This is a genomic window from Rhodococcus sp. ACS1 (assembly GCF_002300155.1).
Classification (GTDB): Bacteria; Actinomycetota; Actinomycetes; order Mycobacteriales; family Mycobacteriaceae; genus Rhodococcus_F; species Rhodococcus_F koreensis.
Genome location: NZ_NSDZ01000001.1, coordinates 618,166 through 637,293, shown reverse-complemented (window position 1 = coordinate 637,293; position 19,128 = coordinate 618,166). Strand labels below are relative to the sequence as shown.

Here is a 19,128-nt window from a genome sequence, read left to right as displayed (position 1 = left end):
CGCCACTCACGTGGGGGTCAGACGCTCGCGACGCCCGGCGCCAGGAACCGCTTGCCGTTGACGGCCTCGGACGTGCCGGTGCGGTCCAGGTACGGCGTGATGCCGCCGTTCCAGAAGCCGAACCCGCCGCCGAGGATCAGGCAGAGATCGATGTCCTCGGCCGCCGCGACGACGCCCTCGTCGAGCATGATCTGGATCTCCTCGGCGAACGCGCGCCGCGTGCGATCGAGGACCTCCGCGGACGTGGACGCCGTGTCGCCCTGCTTCCACAGCGCCGCGACCTCGGGGTCGACGACCTGCGTGCCGTCGGCGCCGTAACTCCACACCGCCGGCTTCTTCGCCTCGACGAGCGCCTCGAGCCCGGGGGAGTTGTGGAACCGCTCCGGGTACGCCGCGGCGAGGGTCTCTCCGGTGTGCAATGCGACCGCCGGACCGACGAGCGCCAGCAACGTGAACGGGGTCATCGGCATCCCGAGTTCGGCGATGGCGTTGTCGGCCACCTCGAACGGGGTTCCCTCGTCGACCGCGTTCATGACCTCACCGAGGGTGCGGATCAGGAGCCGGTTGAAGACGAACCCGGGCAGGTCGGCGGAGCCGACGGCCGACTTCTTCAGCGCCCTGGCGGTGGCGAATGCCGTTGCCAGGGTGGCGTCGTCGGTCTTCTGGCCCTTGATGACCTCGAGCAGCGGCAGCACGGCGACCGGGTTGAAGAAGTGGAAGCCCACCACCCGCTCGGGGTGCTTCAGGTCCGCGGCCATCTCGGTGATCGGCAGCGAGGACGTGTTGGTGGCGAGGATCGTCTCGGGGGCGATGTGCTCCTCGAGTTCCGCGAAGATCTTCTTCTTCAGGTCGAGGTTCTCGAACACCGCCTCGATCACGAAGTCGGTGTTCGCGAACGCCGCCTTGTCGAGCGACCCGGACACGAGTGCCTTCAGCCGGTTGGCGGCGTCCGGGGACAGCCGGCCCTTGCCCTGCAGCTTGTCGATCTCGCCGTGGACGTAGCCGACACCCTTGTCGATGCGCTCCTGGTCGATGTCGGTGAGGACGACCGGCACCTTCAGCTGGCGGACGAACAGCATCGCGAGCTGGCTGGCCATCAGACCGGCCCCGACGATGCCGACACCGGTGACCTTGCGCGCGAGCGACTTGTCCGGTGCGCCCGCGGGCCGCTTGGCCCGCTTGTTCACCAGGTCGAACGCGTACAGCCCAGCGCGGAGTTCGTCGGCGAGCAGCAGGTCGGCGAGCGCCTCGTCCTCGGCGGCGAAGCCCTTGTCGAGCGACGCCGGGTCGGTGAGATCGGTGGTCCGAGCCAGCTCGAGGAGTTCGACGGCCTTGACCGGTCCGGGTGCGTTGTTCTTGGTCTTGCCCTCGACGATTGCCTTCGCGCGGGCGATCGCGTCGTCCCAGCCCTTGCCCCGGTCGATCTCGGGACGCGCGGGGGTGATCTCGCCGGCCAGGACCTGCGCCGCCCAGGCGAACGACTGCTCGAGGAAGTCGGCCGAACCGAACACCGCGTCGACGACGCCGAGTTCGAGGGCCTTCTTCGGGGTGAGCGTCCGGTTCTGGTTCAGCGCGTTCTCGAGGACGACGGTGACCGCGTTCGAGGGACCGATGAGGTTGGGCAGCAACTGCGTTCCGCCCCAGCCCGGCACCAGCCCGAGGAATGTCTCGGGCAGACCCAGCGCGCCGGCGTTCTCGGAGGCGGTGCGGTAGTGGCTGTGCAGCGCGACCTCGAGGCCGCCGCCGAGCGCGACGCCGTTGACGAACGCGAATGTCGGCACGGACGATTCGCGCAGCCTGCGGAACACCTTGTGCCCGAGTCGGCCCAGTTCGAGCGCCTGGTCCCGGTTCGTGATGCTCGGAACACCCTTGAGATCCGCGCCGGCGGCGAAGATGAAGGGTTTGCCGGTGATCGCGATCGCGACGGGGTGGGCGGCGAACGCCTCGTCCAGGGCCGCGTCGAGGGCCGCCAGGCCACCCGGCCCGAACGACGACGGCTTGGTGTGGTCGAAACCGTTGTCGAGGGTGATCAGCGCGACCGGGCCCTCGATGCCCGGTACCGCGACGATCTTGGTGTACGCGTTGGTCACGACCTCGTCGGCGAATGCCGTTGCAATGTCGGTCATCTACTTGGCTCCATCGAAGTTCGGGTTCTCCCAGATCACGGTTCCGCCCATGCCCAGACCGATGCACATCGTGGTCAGGCCGTAGCGGACGTCGGGGCGCTGGGCGAACTGGCGGGACAGTTGGGTCATCAGGCGGACGCCGGAGGACGCGAGGGGGTGGCCGCACGCGATGGCGCCGCCCCACTGGTTGACTCGCGGATCGTCGTCGGCGATGCCGTAGTGCTCGAGGAACGCGAGAACCTGGACGGCGAACGCCTCGTTGATCTCGAACAGGCCGATGTCCTCGATCTTCAGACCGGTGCGGCCCAGCAGTTTCTCGGTGGCGGGCACCGGTCCGATGCCCATCACCGCGGGGTCGACGCCCTGGAACGCGAATCCGACCATGCGCATGCCGATCGGCAGCCCGAGTTCGAGCGCGGTGTCCTCACCGGCGAGGAGAGCGGCGGTGGCGCCGTCGTTCAGGCCGGCCGCGTTGCCCGCGGTGATACGGCCCGCGGGACGGAACGGCGTCTTCAGCTTCGCGAGGTCCTCGAGGGTGGTGCCCGGACGCGGCGGCTCGTCCTCGGTGGCCAGCCCCCAGCCCGCGGCGGAGCGGGTGGCGACGGGCACGAGGGTGTCGGCGATGAAGCCGGCCTTGCGGGCGGCCTCGTACTTGTTCTGGCTGGCGACGGCGTACGCGTCGGTGCGGTCCTTGGTGATGCTCGGGAACCGGTCGTGGAGGTTCTCGGCCGTGTTGCCCATGACGAGTGCGCTGGGGTCGACGAGGCGGTCGGCCAGGAACCGGGGGTTCGGGTCGGCGCCCTCACCCATCGGGTGGTGGCCCATGTGCTCGACGCCGCCGGCGATCACCACGTCGTACTGGCCGAAGCCGATGCCCGAGGCGGTGGTGGTGACGGACGTCATGGCGCCGGCGCACATGCGGTCGATGGCGAAACCGGGGACCGTCTCGGGGAGCCCGGCCAGGATCGCGGACGTGCGGCCGATGGTGAGGCCCTGGTCGCCGGTCTGCGTGGTCGCGGCGATGGCGACCTCGTCGATGCGCGCGGGGTCGAGTTGCGGATTGCGGCGAAGCAGCTCACGGATGGTCTTGACGACGAGGTCGTCCGCGCGGGTCTCCGCGTACATGCCCTTGGGGCCGGCCTTGCCGAACGGAGTGCGGATGCCGTCGACGAAGACGACGTTGCGTTGAGTTGTGGTGGATGGAGCCACGCGAATTCCTCCTGATGGAGCAGTTTGGTTCCGGATCACGGCCAGGCGTCCGGCCTCCAGACCAGCGTACCCCTACCGTTACTCGCGGGTAACTTAATGGGTACCTCATCGGGAATTCACGCGCTCACCCCGCGTGTCGATGCTCGCGATCAGTCGTCGCCGGAGCCCTTCTGCTCGGCCGCGGCGCGCAGCGCGGTCGCCAGCCGGGGCACGGTCAGCATCCGCTGCCAGGGTCGCGCCCCGCCGGCGTCGAGCACCCCGTCGATCGCCGCCTCGGCGCCGTCCTCGGGAGCCGCCCAGTCCCAGCACAGCCTCCGGACGAGTTCCGGGGTCACCAGGTTCTCCACCGGCACCGACACCTCCGCCCCGAGAGCGGCCAGCGCGGCGCGGGCCGCCGTCAGCCGTTCCGCGGCGTCGGGGTCGTGCCGCGCCCACCGGCTCGCGGGCGGGGGGCCCGTGAACGGCGGGGTCTTCGGTGGAAGTTCGGAGTCCGGCAGCGCCCCGGCATCCTCGAGCGCCTGCAGCCAGATCCTGGAATGCCGCCGCTGTCGGGGACCGCCGAACACGGGCAGCGCCCGCAGCGCCTCGATGCTGTGGGGGTCCTTGGTCGCGGCGTCGATGATCGCCGAATCCGGAAGCACCCGGCTGGGGGAGACGTCGCGTTTGCGGGCCAGGTCCTCCCGGGCCTGCCACAGCGACCGTGCGGCGGCGAGTTGCCGCTGCGTCTTCAGCGACGTGATGTGCGACGTCCGCCGCCAGCGGTCGGCCTTGGGCTTCGGTGGTCCCGCGAGCCGGATGTGCTCGAATTCCTGTGCCGCCCACTCGCTCTTGCCCTGCTCGTCGAGTTCCGCGGCCATCACGTTCCGCAACTCGACCAGGACCTCGACGTCGAGGGCCGCGTAGTTCAGCCAGGTGTCGGGCAGCGGCCGCTTCGACCAGTCGGCGGCGCCGTGCCCCTTCCGGAGTTCGAGGCCCAGCGTCCGCTCGACGATGGCGGCGAGGCCGACCCGTTCGAACCCGGCGAGGCGCCCCGCGAGTTCGGTGTCGAACAGCGTCGCCGGCGCCAGGCCGATCTCCGCCAGCCCCGGCAGATCCTGGTCGGCGGAGTGCAGGATCCACTCCAGCGGGTTGATCACGTCCGCCAGCGGGGCGAGATCGGCGGCGGTGGGGATCGGGTCGAGGAGCACCGTCCCCGCGCCCTCCCGGCGCAGCTGCACGAGATACGCCCGCGCCGAATAGCGGAAGCCGGACGCCCGCTCGGCGTCGACCGCCAGCGGCCCGGTGCCCTCGCTCAGCGCGGCCGCGGCCTTCGCGACACCCTCCGCGGTGGTCACCACGTCGGGTACGCCGTCCCGGGGTGCGAGCAGGGGTACTACCTGCCTGCCGGGTTCTTCGGCGGGGACGGGTGACGAGGCGTCGTCGGTGACTTCGGACATGACAGCTGACTCTACGTCGCTTCGGGATTCCCGCAGCGCACCGGCGGGTTCACGGCCGGTTCCCCGCTGCTTCGACGAGCTCGTCCAAGGCCGCCGGAAACGCGTCGACGAGGTCCCAGAGGTGGGGCGCGAGTTCGGGGCAGCTCATCAGGCCGACGTCGAGTTGACCGTTCAGCGACATCACCGTCACGTTGAGCCCCGCGCCGTGGAAGATTGGGCCCAGCGGATACATCGCCCGGATCAGGGCGCCCAGGAAGTACAGCGGGACCGCAGGCCCCGGCACATTCGAGATCACCAGGTTGTGGACCACCGGATGCCGTTCCGCCAGGCCGAGGGTCGAATAGAGGCGCATCGCCGTGCCGAACACGGCCTGGCCGGCGAACTGCGACCAGTCCTGCAGCAGGCTCGGGCCGAGCGTCTCGTTATGTTCCTTGGACGTCGAGTTGTGCTCGCCGATCGCCAGCAGGCGTTCGGCGGGATCCTCGATCTGCGTGCCGAGTTGGGTGAACATCCCGGACACCTGGTTGGTGCCGGGCCGGTCCGATTTTCCGTGGACCGACACCGGGACGATCGCGACCAGCGACTTGTCGGGCAGTTCCCTGCGGCTGTGCAGGTACTTCCGCAGTGCGCCCGAGCACAGGGCGAGAACGACGTCGTTGACCTTGACGTCGAACGCGTTCTTGACCGTCTTGACCTTGTCGAGGTCGAGCTGGGTGAACGCGAGATTGCGGTGGCTGGTCAGCGTGCCGTTGAGGGACGTGCGCGGTGCGGTGAACGGCGCAGGCATCGCCTCGCCGCGCCGGGCCCGGCCGATCCAGCGGGGCAGCAGCGTCAGGCTCTGCGGGACGATCCGCAGCAGTTTCGCGGGCCGGGACGCGACGGCGAGCAGCCCGCCCACGGCGATGTCGAGCGTGCTCGCCTGCCCCGCGCTCTCGGCGGAGTCGTCGCGGTCGGGCCGCGGGGCGTCCGGTTCGAGGCCGCACAGCTGGGCCATCATGTTGGCGCCGGTGATCCCGTCGACGCCGGCGTGGTGCATCTTCGACATCACGGCGACGGAACCGTCCTCGAGGCCCTCGATCACCCACATCTCCCACAGCGGCCGGGCGCGGTCGAGGGGGATGCCCGCGATGTTGCCGCACAGTTCGGCCAGCTCGTCGCGGCCGCCGGGGGCGGGAAGGGCGACGCGGTGGCAGTGCCGGTCGATGTCGAAGTCGGTGTCCTCGACCCACACCGGGTGGTCGAGGTTGAACCTGGAGTCCTGCAGCTTGCGCCGGAACGCGGGAATCGCCTCGGTGCGGGCGCCGAGTTCGGCCTTGAGTCCGGCGAACGTGTAGCCGCCGGGAATCGTCGAGACGTCGAGAACGATGACTCCGCAGACGTGGAGGAGTTGCGTCGACGTTTCGAGATAGAGGAAGGACGCGTCGAGACCGCTGAGTCGCTGCATGAACCGATACTAGAACACGTTCTAGAATCTGGTCCAACGAATCGCGGAACCGCGAGGTCCGCGCGACGGTGGGCCGACGAGGCGGCGCTCGGTGCCGTTCTCGATCCGCCCGCGCAGGGGTGTGGGGCGCGCAACCGCCCGATTAGAACATGTTCTACGGTGGGAGGTATGACCCGAGGCTTCGTTCTCCGGCAGGCCGTCGGCGCCGCACTCGCCGCCAACGCCCTGCGTCCCCTGCCCGGTGCGCCCACCTCGGTGGTCGCGTTCTTCTCGGGGTGGCTGACCACCGAACTCGCACCCCACCTCCTCGCCGTGACCGCCGCCGACGCCGCCCAGCACGCGGCCCGTCACGGAACGCGGACCCGCAGCGACCGTGTCGGTCTCGCACTGGCCGCCGCCTCCGCCGCCGGGCTCGCCGCCGTCATCGCGACCGGCCGGGGCGCCGGAGCCGAAGCCGAATCCGCGCTCGTCGAGACGCTCGGCGAGAACTACACCGACCGCGACCACGCCATCGACCATCCCGGGCGACCCGTGTGGCGGCAACTCCTCAACCCGTTCTGGATGCGGAACAAGGCCGTCACCCGGGTCCGCAACCTCGCGTACGGGCCGGGCGGGCGCCGGGCCCGCCTCGACATCTACCACCGGCAGGACCTGCCGTCGAAGAGCCCGGTCCTCCTCCAGATCCACGGCGGAGGCTGGGTGATCGGGAACAAGGACCAGCAGGGTCTGCCGCTGATGCTCGAGATGGCCTCGCGGGGGTGGGTGTGCGCGGCCGTCAACTACCCGCTGTCGCCGAAGGCGAAATGGCCGGAACACCTGATCGCGATCAAGCAGGCCCTGGCCTGGCTCCGGGAGCACGTCGAGGAGTACGGCGGCAACCCCGACTTCATCGCCGTCACCGGCGGTTCCGCGGGCGGCCACCTCGCCGCCATGGTCGGCCTCACCGCGAACGACAGCCGGCTGCAGCCCGGATTCGAGGACGTCGACACGTCGGTCCAGGCGTGTGTGCCCTACTACGGCGTCTACGACTTCGCCGGCGACACCGGAATCAAGGCCGTCCTCCAGCGCGTGCACTCCGGACTGATGCCGATGGTGCTCGGCAAGAACGCCGCGTTCCCCGACGACTACCGGGCCGCGTCGCCGCTCGCGCACCTCCGGGCGGACGCACCGCCGTTCTTCGTGATCCACGGGACGAGTGATTCGCTCATTCCCGTCGCCGAGGCGCGGATCTTCGTCGACGAACTCCGGCAGGTGTCCGGCAACCCCGTCGTCTACGCGGAACTGAAGGGCGCGCAGCACGCGTTCGACGTGTTCCCCTCGATCCGCAGCATCTCGGTCACGCAGGCGGTCGGGCGGTTCCTGGAATGGTCGCGCAGCGCCACCACCGACGTCCCCGCGGCGGGCACGGAATCGGCATGACTACTTGCCGCCGAGCGTCTTCAGCTGCGCCACCCCGGCGGGCGGCAGACCGGCCGCGTACGCCAGCACCTCGCAGAACGCCTCGACGTGCGCGGCCAGTTCGACCGACGTCGCCGTCCACGACGCGCGCAGCTCCAGCTGATGCGCATGCGGGGGACCGGCGATGTCGCCGTACCGCACCGACGTCGTCGCGGTCACGGTCCCGCCGAGCGCGTTGAGGGGTTCGTGGCGCGACTCCAGCGCGTCGACGAGCCAGCTCCACGCCACCTCGGGAAGCAGGGGGTCGGACGCCACGGCGGCGTCCAGGTCGGCCTGAATGTAGGCGACCAGCCGCATCGTGCCGTTCCAGGCCTCGTCGCCCTCGGGGTCGAACAGGAGGATCAATCTGCCGAACGCGTCACCCTCGCTCTGCTCGGCGACGACCCCGGTGTCCTCGTGCACGACCTCGGCGCCGACGGCGTAGCTGAACGGCGCGAGTCGTTGCGGGGGCCGGATGGGACCCAGCTCGATGTCCGCGCGGACCTGCGCGGAATTCATCGCTTCGACGGCGGCGCGGAACTCGGCCGGTTCGGCGGGCGATCCCGAAGTCGTCACAGCCCGGGACGTTAGACCCGGACCCACGCATCTCGTCGGAGGCGCGCCGAGCAGGGCCGATCGGCGGCGGAGCCGCGGCATGGCAGCATGAGAGCTGCCGAAATTCGAGCAGGCAGAGAGCGCGAGGACCGATGAGCGGGTTGGAAAGCACCAATGCAGGCATGAGCGAACGGGCGACGTACGCCGCGAGGCGGGTGCTCCCCGACGCACCCCTCCTGGCGGCCGCGGGAGGCCGCGCTCCCGGCCGACGCCCGGTGTGGTTCATGCGGCAGGCGGGCCGCTCGCTTCCCGAGTACCGCGAGATCCGGTCGGGGATCGGCATGCTCGAGTCGTGCTTCGATCCGGCACTGGTCTGCGAGATCACCATGCAGCCCGTGCGCAGGCACGGGGTCGACGCCGCGATCCTGTTCTCCGACATCGTGGTGCCGCTGAAGGCGGCCGGCATCGATCTCGACATCGTGGCCGGCACCGGTCCCGTCGTCGCGAATCCGGTCCGGTCGATCGCGGACGTCGCAGCCCTGCCCCGGCTCGTGCCCGAGGAGGTCGGTGCCGTCGCGCAGGCCGTGCAGCTGCTCACCGCGGAACTCGGGTCGACGCCGCTGATCGGCTTCGCCGGCGCCCCGTTCACCCTCGCGTCGTACCTGGTCGAGGGCGGACCGAGCCGCAATCACGAGCGCACGAAGGCGCTGATGCACTCCGACCCGAAGACGTGGCACGCGCTGCTCGGCACGCTCGCCGACACCACCATCACGTTCCTGCAGACCCAGCTGCGCGCCGGCGTCGACGCGATCCAGCTGTTCGACTCGTGGGCGGGTGCGCTGTCGCTGGCCGAGTACCGCGAATTCGTGCTGCCGCACTCCGAGCGGGTGTTCGCCGAGGTGGCGAGCGCGAAGGTGCCGCGGATCCACTTCGGTGTCGGAACCGGTGAACTGCTCGGCGCGATGGGCGAGGCGGGCGCCGACGTGGTCGGCGTCGACTGGCGCATCCCCCTGGACGTCGCGGCGCGCCGGGTCGGCCCGGGCAAGGCGCTGCAGGGCAACCTCGACCCCGCGGTGCTGTTCGCGGGACCGGCGGCCGTCGAGAAGCAGGTCCGCCGCATCACCGCGGAGGCCGACGCCGCCCTCGCCGCAGGCGCGACGGGACACATCTTCAACCTCGGGCACGGCGTCCTGCCCGATACCGACCCGGGCGCGCTGACCGCGCTGGTCGAGTTGGTGCATTCCCTGTGACCGGGTCGTCGCCGAACGTACTCGTCGTCGGCGGCGGCATCTCCGGGCTCGTTGCCGCGTACCGCCTGCGGCAACGGCTCGGCGCCGGTGCCCGGATCGTCGTCGCCGACGGCGCGCAGCGGCTCGGGGGCAAGCTGCGCACGGTGGATCTGGCCGGGGAACCCGTCGACGTCGGGGCGGAAGCCTTCATCGCGCGGCGCCCGGAACTGCCTGCCCTGCTCGGCGAACTCGGTCTCGCCGACCAGCTCGTGTATCCGGCGGGGCTGCGTCCGCTCATCTGGTCCGAGAACGCTCTGCACCCGCTGCCCGCCGACACCCTCATGGGGATCCCCGCGGACGAGAACAGCCTCCGGGGCCTCGTCGACGAACGGACCCTCGCGCGGGTGGCGGGGGAGCGGACGGTGCCCCTCGACTGGACGCCGGGTGACGACGTCTCCGTCGGTGCGCTGGTCGGCGACCGGTTCGGTGCGCAGGTGGTCCGGCGGTCGGTGGATCCGCTTCTCGGAGGGGTCTATTCGGGGCTGGCGGACACCATCGGTGTCCGCGCCGCCCTCCCCACCCTCGCGGCCGCCCTCGACCGCGGTGCCACGAGCCTGTCCGCGGCCGTGGCGGAGGCACTTCCCCCTCGCGCTGCAGGACCGGTGTTCGGGGCGCTGCGCGACGGCTACGGCGTCCTGCTGCGCGCCCTGACGGACGCCGCGGGCGCAGAGATCGTGCACGAGCGAATAGAAGCGCTCGACCGCGACGGCGACGGCTGGTCGGCGGACCCGGTGGGCCGGGTGGACGGTGTCGTGCTCGCCGTGCCCGCTCCGCAGCTCGCCGAACTGCTCGCCGGCGTCGCCCCCCGCGCGTCGGCGGCCGCCGCCGACATCCCGCTGGCCTCCTCGGCCGTCGTCGCGCTGGCCCTGCCTGCCGGCACCGACATCCCGCAGAACTCCGGGATCCTGGTCGCCACCGACACGTCGCTCGGCGCGAAGGCGTTCACGCTGTCGAGCCGCAAGTGGCCGCACCTCGCCGAGCGGGAGGTCACCCTCGTGCGGGCATCGTTCGGACGGTTCGGCGACGCCGCCGTCGTCGACGCACCCGACGACGAGCTGATCGCCGCGGCCCGGCGCGACCTCGCGACCGTCACCGGGGTGTCCGCGGAGCCCGTCGCCGCGCACGTCCAGCGCTGGCACGGCGGACTGCCGCAGTACGGTCCCGGCCACCTCGAGCGGGTGGCGGTGATCGAGCAGGAAATCGCAGGTCTGGACGGTGTCGAGGTGTCCGGGGCGCTCCTGCGGGGGGTGGGTGTACCCGCGTGCGTGGCCGCTGCGACGACGGCGGCTGCACGGCTCTCCGGGCGAGTGGCACGATAGACCCATGGCACGCCTCGACTTCGACGCATTGAATTCTGAAATCCGCTACCTCATGTTCTCGGTGTTCCAGGTGGAACCCGGTGTACTCGGGGACGACCGGGAAGCTGTGATCAAGGAGGCACGGATCTTCTTCGAAGCTCAGGCCGAGAAGGGTGTCGTGGTGCGCGGGCTCTACGACGTGGCGGGACTGCGCGCCGACGCCGACTTCATGATCTGGACGCACTCGGCGAGTATCGAGGCCCTGCAGGCGACGTACGCCGACTTCCGCCGCACCACCGCCCTGGGCCGCGTGAGCAAGCCCGTGTGGAGCAACGTCGCGTGCCACCGTCCGGCCGAATTCAACAAGAGCCACATCCCGGCGTTCCTGGCAGGCGAGGATCCGGGCAACTACATCTGCGTGTACCCGTTCGTCCGCTCCTACGAGTGGTACCTGCTGCCCGACGACGAGCGCCGGAAGATGCTCGCCGACCACGGCATGGCGGCCCGCACCTACAAGGACGTGCGCGCCAACACCGTGCCGGCGTTCGCGCTCGGCGACTACGAGTGGATTCTCGCGTTCGAGGCGCCCGAGCTGTACCGCATCGTGGACCTCATGCGCGACCTGCGCGCCACCGAGGCCCGGCTGCACGTCCGCGAGGAGGTGCCGTTCTTCACCGGCCCGCGGGTGGATGTGGAGAAGCTCGTCGCGGCTCTGCCGTGATCTGACGCACGAGAAATGAGTGACGCCGACGGGGCCCACAGGGCGCCCCGCTACCAGCACATGTCGCACTGGGGCATGTTCGAGGCCGAGGTCGCCGACGGCGACGTCGTGGCCGCGCACCCGTACACCGGTGACGCCGACCCGTCACCGGTGCTGGGCAACCTCGCCGGGTCGGTCCGAACCAAGGCGCGGATCACCGGTCCGGTCGTGCGCCGGGGGTGGCTCGAGAACGGCCCGGGACCGAGCACCTCCCGCGGCTCCGACGAGTTCGTGCCGGTCGACTGGGAGGAGCTGACCCAGCGGCTGGCGAACGAACTGCGCAGGGTGGTCGACACCCACGGCAACAGCGCGATCTACGGCGGTTCGTACGGGTGGGCCAGCGCGGGCCGGTTCCACCACGCGCAGAGCCAGGTGCACCGGTTCCTGAACACCCTCGGCGGCTACACCCGTTCGGTGCACAGCTACTCGCTGGGCGCGACGGGCGTCGTCATGCCCCGGGTGGTGGGCACGCACTGGAAGATGTTCGCCCGCTCCACGTCCTGGAGGCTCATCGCCGAGCACACCGACGTCATGGTGTGCTTCGGCGGCGTCCCCCTCAAGAACACCGGCGTCAATCACGGCGGCACCAGCGACCACCCCACCCGTGACGCCCTCGATGCCCTGCGGCGGCGCGGCGGATCCGTCGTGTCGTTCAGTCCGTTGAGCGACGACGTGCACGGCGTCGCCGAACGGCATGCGCCGGTGCCCGGCACCGATGTCGCGATCATGCTGGCCCTCGCATATGTTCTCGCGTCGGAAGGCCTGCACGACACGGCGTTCCTCGCCAGCCACTGCGTCGGCTACGACCGCTTCGAGGACTACCTGCTCGGACGCTCCGACGGTGTCCCGAAGTCGCCGGCCTGGGCGGAGCAGATCTCCGGCATCGCCGCCCCGGACCTGGTGGCCCTCGCCCGGCGGATGGCGGCGGGCCGGACGATGGTGACCGTCACCTGGTCGCTGCAGCGGGTCCGGCACGGCGAGCAGGCCCCGTGGATGGGGGTCACCCTCGCGGCGATGCTGGGCCAGATCGGCCTTCCCGGTGGAGGTTTCGGTCACGGCTACGGTTCCATGAACGAGCCCGGGCTCGCCCCGGTCCCGTACCCGCTGCCCACGCTTCCTCAGGGTCTGAACCCGGTCCGCGACTTCATCCCCGTGGCCGCGGTCTCGGACATGCTCCTGAACCCGGGCGCCCCGTTCGACTACGACGGTCAGCGTCTGACGTACCCGGACATCAAGATGCTGTACTGGGCGGGCGGCAACCCGTTCCACCACCATCAGGACATTCCGCGTCTGCGCCGCGCACTGGCCCGGCCCGACACGATCGTCGTCCACGACCCCTACTGGACGCCGATGGCCCGGCACGCGGACATCGTCGTCCCGTCCACCACGTCGCTCGAGCGGGCCGACATCAGCTGCACCCGCAACGATCCGCTGCTCGTCGCCATGCACGCCGCGGTGACGCCGTACGCCGACGCGCAGGACGACTACGACACGTTCGCCGCCGTCGCCCGGAAACTGGGTGTCGGCGAGAAGTTCACCGAGGGCCGCACGTCCGGGCAGTGGCTCGAGCACTTGTACGGGCAGTGGCGGGACTTCGTCCGGGCGGACGGCGGACCGGCGCCGAGTTTCGACGACTTCTGGACGCAGGGCCACGTGCGGATGCGGACCGAGGACGACCTGATTCTGTTCGGCGACTTCCGGGCGGATCCGGTGAAGTTCCCGCTCGGCACCCCGAGCGGGCGGATCGAGATCTTCTCCGAGGACATCGACGGATTCGGCTACGACGACTGCGCCGGCCACCCCCGCTGGTACGAGCCGGAGGAGTGGCTCGGCGGCCCGCGGGCCCGGCAGTTCCCGCTGCATCTGATCGCCAACCAGCCACGCACCCGCCTGCACAGCCAACTCGATCACGGCGGCACCAGCCAGAAGTCGAAGATCCGGGGCCGCGAACCGCTGCGCATCCATCCGGACGACGCCGCCGACCGCGGACTGACCGGCGGCGACGTCGTCCGCGTGTTCAACGACCGGGGCGCGTGCCTCGCCGGTGTGGTGGTGGACGAGGGTGTCCGCCGCGCGGTGGTGCAGCTGTCGACGGGGGCCTGGTACGACCCGCTGGACGCGACCGACCCGGATTCGCTCTGCGTGCACGGGAACCCGAACGTGCTGACCCCGGACGTGGGGACGTCGTCACTCGCCCACGGCTGCACGGGCCAGCACGTGCTCGTGCAGATCGAACGCTACGACGGCGAGCTGCCGCCGATCCGGGCGTTCGATCCGCCCGCGATCATTCGCCGGCCGGTTCCAGAACCAGCGAGATCGAATTGATGCAGTACCGCTGATCGGTGGGGGTGGGGTAGCCCTCGCCCTCGAAGACGTGGCCGAGGTGGCTGTGGCACGTCGCGCAGACCACCTCGACGCGGCGCATGCCCAGCGAGGTGTCCTCGCGGAGGATGACGGCGTCCGAGTCGGACGGGTCGAAGAACGACGGCCACCCGCAGTGCGATTCGAACTTCTCGGTGCTGCGGAACAGTTCGGCGCCACAGGCCCGGCAGTGGTAGACGCCTTCCGTCTTGGTGTCGGTGTATTCGCCGACGAAGGGGCGCTCGGTGCCGGCCTGGCGCAGCACCGCGTACTCCTCGGGAGTCAGTTTCTCGCGCCACTCGCTGTCGGAGAGAGCAACCTTCGGGGCGGACTGCGTGGGATCCTGCTGCTGCGAACTCATGGCTCCACGCTAATACGTTTCGCCGGTTCCGGCCGTGAGGCCCCGGCGTGTGACAGAGCTACGTCTTGGCGGCGGCCGACTCGATGTGCGGCTGCCGGTCCGGTTCCGGCTCCCGCGGAGTCTCGGGGGCCTTCTCGCCCGGTTCGAGGAGGAACGCCGGATCGATGCCCCGGTCGAGGCGGCCTTCGCGTCGCGCCGTGACGTAGCGGACGGTGAGCACACCGAAGATCACGAGGAGCATCAGACTCCACCCCAGCGTGGTCTTCATGTACTCGGCGGTCCGGCCGGCCTCGATGAACCGGCTCGACAGCCAGCTGTCGTAGCTCATGAAGCCGTACACGGCCAGCCACGCCGGCCAGTTCCGCATCACCGAATTCTTCAGCACCACGGACATCAGGAGCGGGAACAGCATCATCGAGTAGTACATCTGGCCCAGCGAGCCGAGCAGCCACGACGCGGTCAGCAGAACCCCGGACGTGGTGACCACGAAGAACAGTTCGTCGTGGCGGTAGAAGCGGTGGAGCAGCCACAGCGACGAGAGCACGATGGCGGCGAAGACGCCGCGCAGCGCCCAGATCATGCCGGTGGGCAGACCGTAATACTTGCCGTTGCCGACGATCGCGCTGTTGAAGTAGTCGCGCGACTCCATCAGGTACGGCACCGTGTGGTGCACGAAGTCCATCGGGTCCGCGGACAGCGGCCACGCGACGGCGGTGAGGATCAGGGGGATGCCGATCGCGGTGACGAACACCTTCCACTGTCCGCGCACCAGAGGCAGCAGCAGAAGTGGGGCGAGGATCGGTTTGACCGCGAACGTCAACCCGATGGCGACGCCGGACCACATGTCCTTGCGCTTCATGAGCAACACCAGGAACGCGATCTCGCCCAGCAGGACGAGACCGTTGATGTTGGTGAAGACCAGGGTATTGGTGACGGTCTCGGACGAGAACGTGGCGAGCAGCAGGATCGGGGCCGCGATGGAGTTCAATCCCAGGCCGAACAGCCGCAGCAGCAGGTACAGCGCGATCACGATGGCGATCGCGTTCGCGATGATGAACAACCAGCGGGACTTCTCGGGGTCGATCACCGCGATCGGCGCCATCAGCAGCGTCCCGGACGGCGGATACAGGTAGTGCGGATCGACCCAGTTGAAGTTGGCGGTGTAGACGGGACGCCCGTTGAGGAAGGCCAGCGCTGCGTTGTAGACCGGCCGGAAGTCGTCGGTGATGTACCCGTTGACCGCCTTGACGACCACTCGATGCAGCACGGTCATGACGGCGATCGGCCACAGCGCGAAGTTGATTACCTCGTTGGCAGTCCGCCCGGTGCGCGGTTCGAGTTGTCGAAGGAACACCACGGCACGGTACACCGAGATGCCCTGACGTGCGGTCACGCACCCCCTGTGGGTGTCGGGCGGAACACCTCCGCTAAGCGGGGCAGGCGCTGCCGTCCGGCGGCAGCTTCCCGTCCGTGACGTAGGTGACGATCGACTTCTGCGCGCAGTCCGAATGGGTGGCGGGGTGGCCGCTGCCGTGCCACGTCAGCGTCGCCGTCGCGGCGCCGGCACTCGACACGGCCCCCGTCACCGTCCCCACCCCGGCGTTCCCGACGACCGGGTCGGCGGTGCCGCTGAGCACCAGGACCGGCAGTGTCAGCTCGCCGGGCAGGGCGGGGGGCGCGGTCGCGGGCCAGGACGTGCACGTGAGCAGGCCGACGGCGGCGTTCGGGCCGAACAGCGGGAACCGTTCGCCCCACAGCTTCTGCAGTTCCCGGACCCGGTCGGGTGCGGGCCACTGCTGGCCGTCCGTGCAGCGGGTGATGAACTGGCCGTCGCTCTCGTAGGCGGCCTCGGCCTGCGCGATCGCCGCGAGGATCGGCGCCGTGTTCCCGGCGAGGGCGGCGGACACCGCATCCGACAGGGCGCGGACACGGCCCTGCTGGTCGCCGCCTGCCGCGGCGAGCGACCCGGACACCGCGGTGAGGAGGGCGTTCGCGGAGACCCGCGGGATCTGGCCGTTCGCGGCGCGGGTGACGGCGTCTGTCACCGCGGCGCGGGGATCGGCGCCGAGAGAGCAGTTCAGGGCGGTGCACTGGCGGGCGAACGCGTCGAACGCCGCCTCCTGACCCGCCACCTGCTGCTCCGTGACGGTCGCGGCGTCCACCGTGGTGACGGCGGGGGAGTCGAGGACGAGCCGGCCGACCCGGCCGGGGTACTTGGCGGCGTAGCTGAGCGCGACGGCGCTGCCGTTGCCGGTGGCGAGGATCCCGAGCGCGTCGACGTCCCAGGTGCGGCGCAGTTCCTCGATGTCGTCGGCGGCGTGGGTGCTGTCGAACGCGAGTTCCTGCGGCTGCAGGTAGTCGGTGCACGCGATGGTGGCGTCGCGGCCCAGCGCGGTCACCTTGTCGACCTGGTCACCCGTCCCCGGGTCGAACTGCCCGAGATTCGCCAGGCTGCTGCGGAGTTCCGGGGTGAGGCACTCGATCTCCTGCGAGGCGGCGATCCCGCGGCGGTCCACCGCGACCACCGGACGCGTCGACAGCAGCGACGTCAGACCACCGGTGCTCAGCGCCGCGAGCGTCGCGGTCGACGACCGGTCCGATCCCGACGTGAGCACGAGCGGGGCCGCGTTCTCGGGGGTGTCCGCGAGCCGCGCCCGCATCGCGCCCATCGTGAAGGTCCCGGGCAGGGTGCCGCTCTCGTCGACGGCCGCCTCGTAGGAGCCGCATTCGAAGATGAGCCCGGCAGGGGGTGTCGTGCCCGGGCCCAGGGCGCCGAGCGTGCTCTGCGTGCAGTCCGTCCACGCCACGTCGTTCTTCGGGGTCTGCAGCACGGGCGGGGCAGCGTCGGGGTTCTCGCTCTCGGTCGCGGTGGGTTCGCTGCCGCCGCCCTCGCGCTCGACTGCCACGTGCGGACGGTTGGACGGTCCGGCTCCGCACGCGGTGCACACCACGAGAACCATTGCGAGCAACACCGATCTGCGCATGGCGACCACCCTGCCAGGTTCCCCTACGGGCGGGGCATCCGCACCCATCGGGTGAGGACGGTGCCATCGGTGTCGGTGAGGATGTGCGCGGGAGTCATCGAGGTGATCCGGGCATTCGGTGCGGTCGCGACGCGACCGGCGGTTCCCCCGGCGAGCACCGGCGCCGTGGTCAGGCAGACCTCGTCGACGGCGTCGTCCGCGATCAGCTGCCCGAACAGGCTCGGGCCGCCCTCACAGAGCACCCGCCGGAGTCCGAGGTCGTCCAGCGCCGCGAGCAGTCCTTCACTGGTGATCTGCCCGTCGCCGGCGGTGACGATCCGGGCGCCCGCGTCGGTGAGGGCGCGGATCCGCGCCGGGTCCGCGTCCGCGCACGTGACGACGATCGGGGCCACCTCGGTGTCCGTGAACAGGCGGGCCTGCGGGTCGAGGTGGGCGCGGGCGGACAGGACGGCGATCGGCGGGACCTCCGGCATCCCCGAGGCCACCCGGCGACGCCTGCCCTCGGCGCCCACGCGCGCCCCGCCGTAGTTCTCCGCCCGGACGGTTCCGGCCCCGACCAGGACGACGTCGGCCAACTCCCGCAGGGTTGCGAAGACCAGTGCGTCCGCGGGGGTGCCGAGCGCCCCGCTGACCCCGTCGACCGAGACGGCGCCGTCGATGCTGCTCACGAAGTTGACGCGGATCCACGGTCGAGGGGTCTCCGCCGGGTAGGCATACAGTTCGCGCAGCGTGTTCGCGGCCGATTCGCTGGACTCCTCCCGGACGGGCGGGCGGTCCGGTGTGAAAAATGTCGCAATATGTACACGGTGCATGTTGGTGATCACAACACGTGGATACCCTGCTTGTATGCATGCACGTCTTGTCGATCGCAGCCCCGTGGTCCCCGCTGATCAGTTGGTAGCTCAGATGGTGCCCCCGGCCATGTTCGGCGAGGTGAGCTTCGCGTCGTACATTCCCGATCCCGCAGAACCCAGCCAGGCCGCCGCGGTCCAGAAGGCGGAGGAGTTCGCGAAGAAGGTCGTGAAGATCCGCAGCGGCGGTCGACGCGGCCTGTTCGGGAAGAAGACGCCGGCCACCGGTGCCGGTCTCTACCTCGACGGCGGCTTCGGCGTCGGCAAGACCCACCTCCTGGCCTCGATCTTCCACAGCGTCCCGTCGCCCAAGGCGTTCGGCACGTTCGTGGAGTTGACGCACGTCGTCGGCGCCCTCGGCTTCAACAAGGCCGTCGAGCAGCTGTCCGACCACAGCGTCCTGTGCATCGACGAATTCGAACTCGACGACCCGGGCGACACCATGCTGGTCTCCCGCCTGCTGTCGGAGTTGTCGGCTCGCGGCGTGTCCATCGTGGCGACATCGAACACGCTGCCCGGCCAGCTCGGTGAGGGCCGATTCGCTGCACAGGACTTCCTGCGGGAGATCAAGAAGCTCGGCTCCATCTTCGAGACGATCCGCGTCGACGGACCCGACTACCGCCACCGCGACCTGCCGCCGGCCCCGGACCCGATCTCCTCGGAGGAGCTCGCCGAGCGCGCCGAGAGCATCCCCGGCGCCACGCTCGACGACTTCGACGCGCTGTGCAAGCACCTCAGCACGCTGCACCCGTCCCGCTACAACAAGCTGGTCGCGGGTATTCCGGCCGTGTTCCTGGACGGCGTCCACCCCGCCGAGGACCAGTCGGTCGCGCTGCGGCTGGTGGTCCTCGCCGACCGCCTCTACGACGCGAGCATCCCGGTCACCGTGGCCGGGGCCAAGCTCGACGCGATCTTCACCCCCGAGATGCTGGCCGGCGGGTACCGGAAGAAGTATCTGCGTGCCACGTCGCGCCTGCTGGCGCTCTCGCGTTTCGAGGTCGCGGCGAGCTGACCCGG

15 protein-coding genes are annotated in these 19,128 nt (G+C 70.3%); 6 read left to right on the top strand and 9 right to left on the bottom strand.

Features of this window, described 5'->3' with window-relative positions; all coding sequences use genetic code 11:
• Nucleotides 1-17: 17 nt before the first annotated feature.
• The 4 genes from CJ179_RS02995 to CJ179_RS02980 all read right to left on the bottom strand — a co-directional run bounded on the left by CJ179_RS02995 (nt 18) and on the right by CJ179_RS02980 (nt 6,215).
• Nucleotides 18-2,126 carry a 3-hydroxyacyl-CoA dehydrogenase NAD-binding domain-containing protein gene (locus CJ179_RS02995; protein ID WP_072942303.1) on the bottom strand — a complete coding sequence of 703 codons (2,109 nt, stop codon included), beginning with the start codon at nt 2,124-2,126 and terminating at the stop codon, nt 18-20.
• Nucleotides 2,127-3,335, bottom strand: a complete 1,209-nt coding sequence (locus CJ179_RS02990; protein WP_072942301.1) for a thiolase family protein — start codon at nt 3,333-3,335, stop codon at nt 2,127-2,129. It lies immediately after the preceding gene.
• 149 nt (nt 3,336-3,484) lie between these two features.
• Complete coding sequence (locus tag CJ179_RS02985) at nt 3,485-4,771, bottom strand: ribonuclease D (RefSeq protein WP_072942299.1); 1,287 nt, start codon at nt 4,769-4,771, stop codon at nt 3,485-3,487.
• Between the two features lie 49 nt (nt 4,772-4,820).
• Nucleotides 4,821-6,215, bottom strand: a complete 1,395-nt coding sequence (locus CJ179_RS02980) for a wax ester/triacylglycerol synthase family O-acyltransferase (RefSeq protein ID WP_095860667.1) — start codon at nt 6,213-6,215, stop codon at nt 4,821-4,823.
• 168 nt (nt 6,216-6,383) lie between these two features.
• Here CJ179_RS02980 and CJ179_RS02975 point away from each other — a divergent pair, with 168 nt between their 5' ends.
• Nucleotides 6,384-7,634 carry an alpha/beta hydrolase gene (locus CJ179_RS02975; protein ID WP_072942296.1) on the top strand — a complete coding sequence of 417 codons (1,251 nt, stop codon included), beginning with the start codon at nt 6,384-6,386 and terminating at the stop codon, nt 7,632-7,634.
• Here CJ179_RS02975 and CJ179_RS02970 read toward each other — a convergent pair whose 3' ends face one another.
• Nucleotides 7,635-8,228: a DUF3000 domain-containing protein gene (locus tag CJ179_RS02970; RefSeq protein ID WP_072942294.1), complete on the bottom strand. Its 594-nt coding sequence runs from the start codon at nt 8,226-8,228 to the stop codon at nt 7,635-7,637.
• A gap of 161 nt (nt 8,229-8,389) precedes the next feature.
• On the opposite strand from CJ179_RS02970, the gene hemE reads away from it, so the two are divergent.
• Genes hemE through CJ179_RS02950 form a run of 4 tightly spaced genes read left to right on the top strand, consistent with a single transcriptional unit; the run spans nt 8,390 to nt 13,879 of the window.
• The gene (gene hemE / locus CJ179_RS02965) at nt 8,390-9,457 is read left to right on the top strand and encodes a uroporphyrinogen decarboxylase (RefSeq protein WP_174705497.1); all 1,068 of its coding nucleotides are present in this window, start codon (nt 8,390-8,392) and stop codon (nt 9,455-9,457) included.
• Nucleotides 9,454-10,815 (top strand): protoporphyrinogen oxidase, encoded by a 1,362-nt coding sequence (locus CJ179_RS02960; RefSeq protein WP_072942291.1) that lies wholly within the window; start codon nt 9,454-9,456, stop codon nt 10,813-10,815. Before hemE ends, CJ179_RS02960 begins: the two co-directional genes overlap by 4 nt.
• A 4-nt stretch (nt 10,816-10,819) precedes the next feature.
• Entirely contained in the window at nt 10,820-11,515 is a 696-nt protein-coding gene (gene hemQ / locus CJ179_RS02955) for a hydrogen peroxide-dependent heme synthase (RefSeq protein ID WP_072942290.1), read from the top strand.
• A 15-nt stretch (nt 11,516-11,530) separates the two neighbouring features.
• Nucleotides 11,531-13,879 (top strand): molybdopterin-dependent oxidoreductase, encoded by a 2,349-nt coding sequence (locus CJ179_RS02950; RefSeq protein ID WP_095860666.1) that lies wholly within the window; start codon nt 11,531-11,533, stop codon nt 13,877-13,879.
• On the opposite strand, the gene msrB is transcribed toward CJ179_RS02950, so the two are convergent.
• The 4 genes from msrB to CJ179_RS02930 are packed head-to-tail and all read right to left on the bottom strand — an operon-like array spanning nt 13,839 to nt 18,072.
• The gene (gene msrB, locus CJ179_RS02945; protein ID WP_072942286.1) at nt 13,839-14,276 is read right to left on the bottom strand and encodes a peptide-methionine (R)-S-oxide reductase MsrB; all 438 of its coding nucleotides are present in this window, start codon (nt 14,274-14,276) and stop codon (nt 13,839-13,841) included. The genes CJ179_RS02950 and msrB overlap by 41 nt on opposite strands.
• A gap of 58 nt (nt 14,277-14,334) precedes the next feature.
• On the bottom strand, nt 14,335-15,669 hold the full coding sequence (locus CJ179_RS02940) for a glycosyltransferase family 87 protein (protein ID WP_095860665.1): 1,335 nt from the start codon (nt 15,667-15,669) through the stop codon (nt 14,335-14,337).
• A 34-nt stretch (nt 15,670-15,703) separates the two neighbouring features.
• Complete coding sequence (locus CJ179_RS02935) at nt 15,704-17,269, bottom strand: alpha/beta hydrolase (RefSeq protein WP_083395547.1); 1,566 nt, start codon at nt 17,267-17,269, stop codon at nt 15,704-15,706.
• Nucleotides 17,270-17,283: 14 nt separating this feature from the next.
• The gene (locus CJ179_RS02930; protein WP_072942455.1) at nt 17,284-18,072 is read right to left on the bottom strand and encodes a pyrimidine reductase family protein; all 789 of its coding nucleotides are present in this window, start codon (nt 18,070-18,072) and stop codon (nt 17,284-17,286) included.
• 34 nt (nt 18,073-18,106) lie between these two features.
• On the opposite strand from CJ179_RS02930, the gene zapE reads away from it, so the two are divergent.
• Nucleotides 18,107-19,123: a cell division protein ZapE gene (gene zapE / locus CJ179_RS02925; protein WP_095860664.1), complete on the top strand. Its 1,017-nt coding sequence runs from the start codon at nt 18,107-18,109 to the stop codon at nt 19,121-19,123.
• Nucleotides 19,124-19,128: the final 5 nt, after the last annotated feature.

Excerpts from the sequence above, each read along its gene's own strand:
- CJ179_RS02995 (WP_072942303.1), bottom strand. The coding sequence starts at position 2,126 with ATGACCGACATTGCAACGGCATTCGCCGACGAGGTCGTGACCAACGCG.
- CJ179_RS02985 (WP_072942299.1), bottom strand. The coding sequence starts at position 4,771 with ATGTCCGAAGTCACCGACGACGCCTCGTCACCCGTCCCCGCCGAAGAA.
- CJ179_RS02980 (WP_095860667.1), bottom strand. The coding sequence starts at position 6,215 with ATGCAGCGACTCAGCGGTCTCGACGCGTCCTTCCTCTATCTCGAAACG.
- CJ179_RS02975 (WP_072942296.1), top strand. The coding sequence starts at position 6,384 with ATGACCCGAGGCTTCGTTCTCCGGCAGGCCGTCGGCGCCGCACTCGCC.
- hemE (WP_174705497.1), top strand. The coding sequence starts at position 8,390 with ATGAGCGAACGGGCGACGTACGCCGCGAGGCGGGTGCTCCCCGACGCA.
- hemQ (WP_072942290.1), top strand. The coding sequence starts at position 10,820 with ATGGCACGCCTCGACTTCGACGCATTGAATTCTGAAATCCGCTACCTC.
- CJ179_RS02950 (WP_095860666.1), top strand. The coding sequence starts at position 11,531 with ATGAGTGACGCCGACGGGGCCCACAGGGCGCCCCGCTACCAGCACATG.
- msrB (WP_072942286.1), bottom strand. The coding sequence starts at position 14,276 with ATGAGTTCGCAGCAGCAGGATCCCACGCAGTCCGCCCCGAAGGTTGCT.
- CJ179_RS02930 (WP_072942455.1), bottom strand. The coding sequence starts at position 18,072 with ATGCACCGTGTACATATTGCGACATTTTTCACACCGGACCGCCCGCCC.
- zapE (WP_095860664.1), top strand. The coding sequence starts at position 18,107 with ATGCATGCACGTCTTGTCGATCGCAGCCCCGTGGTCCCCGCTGATCAG.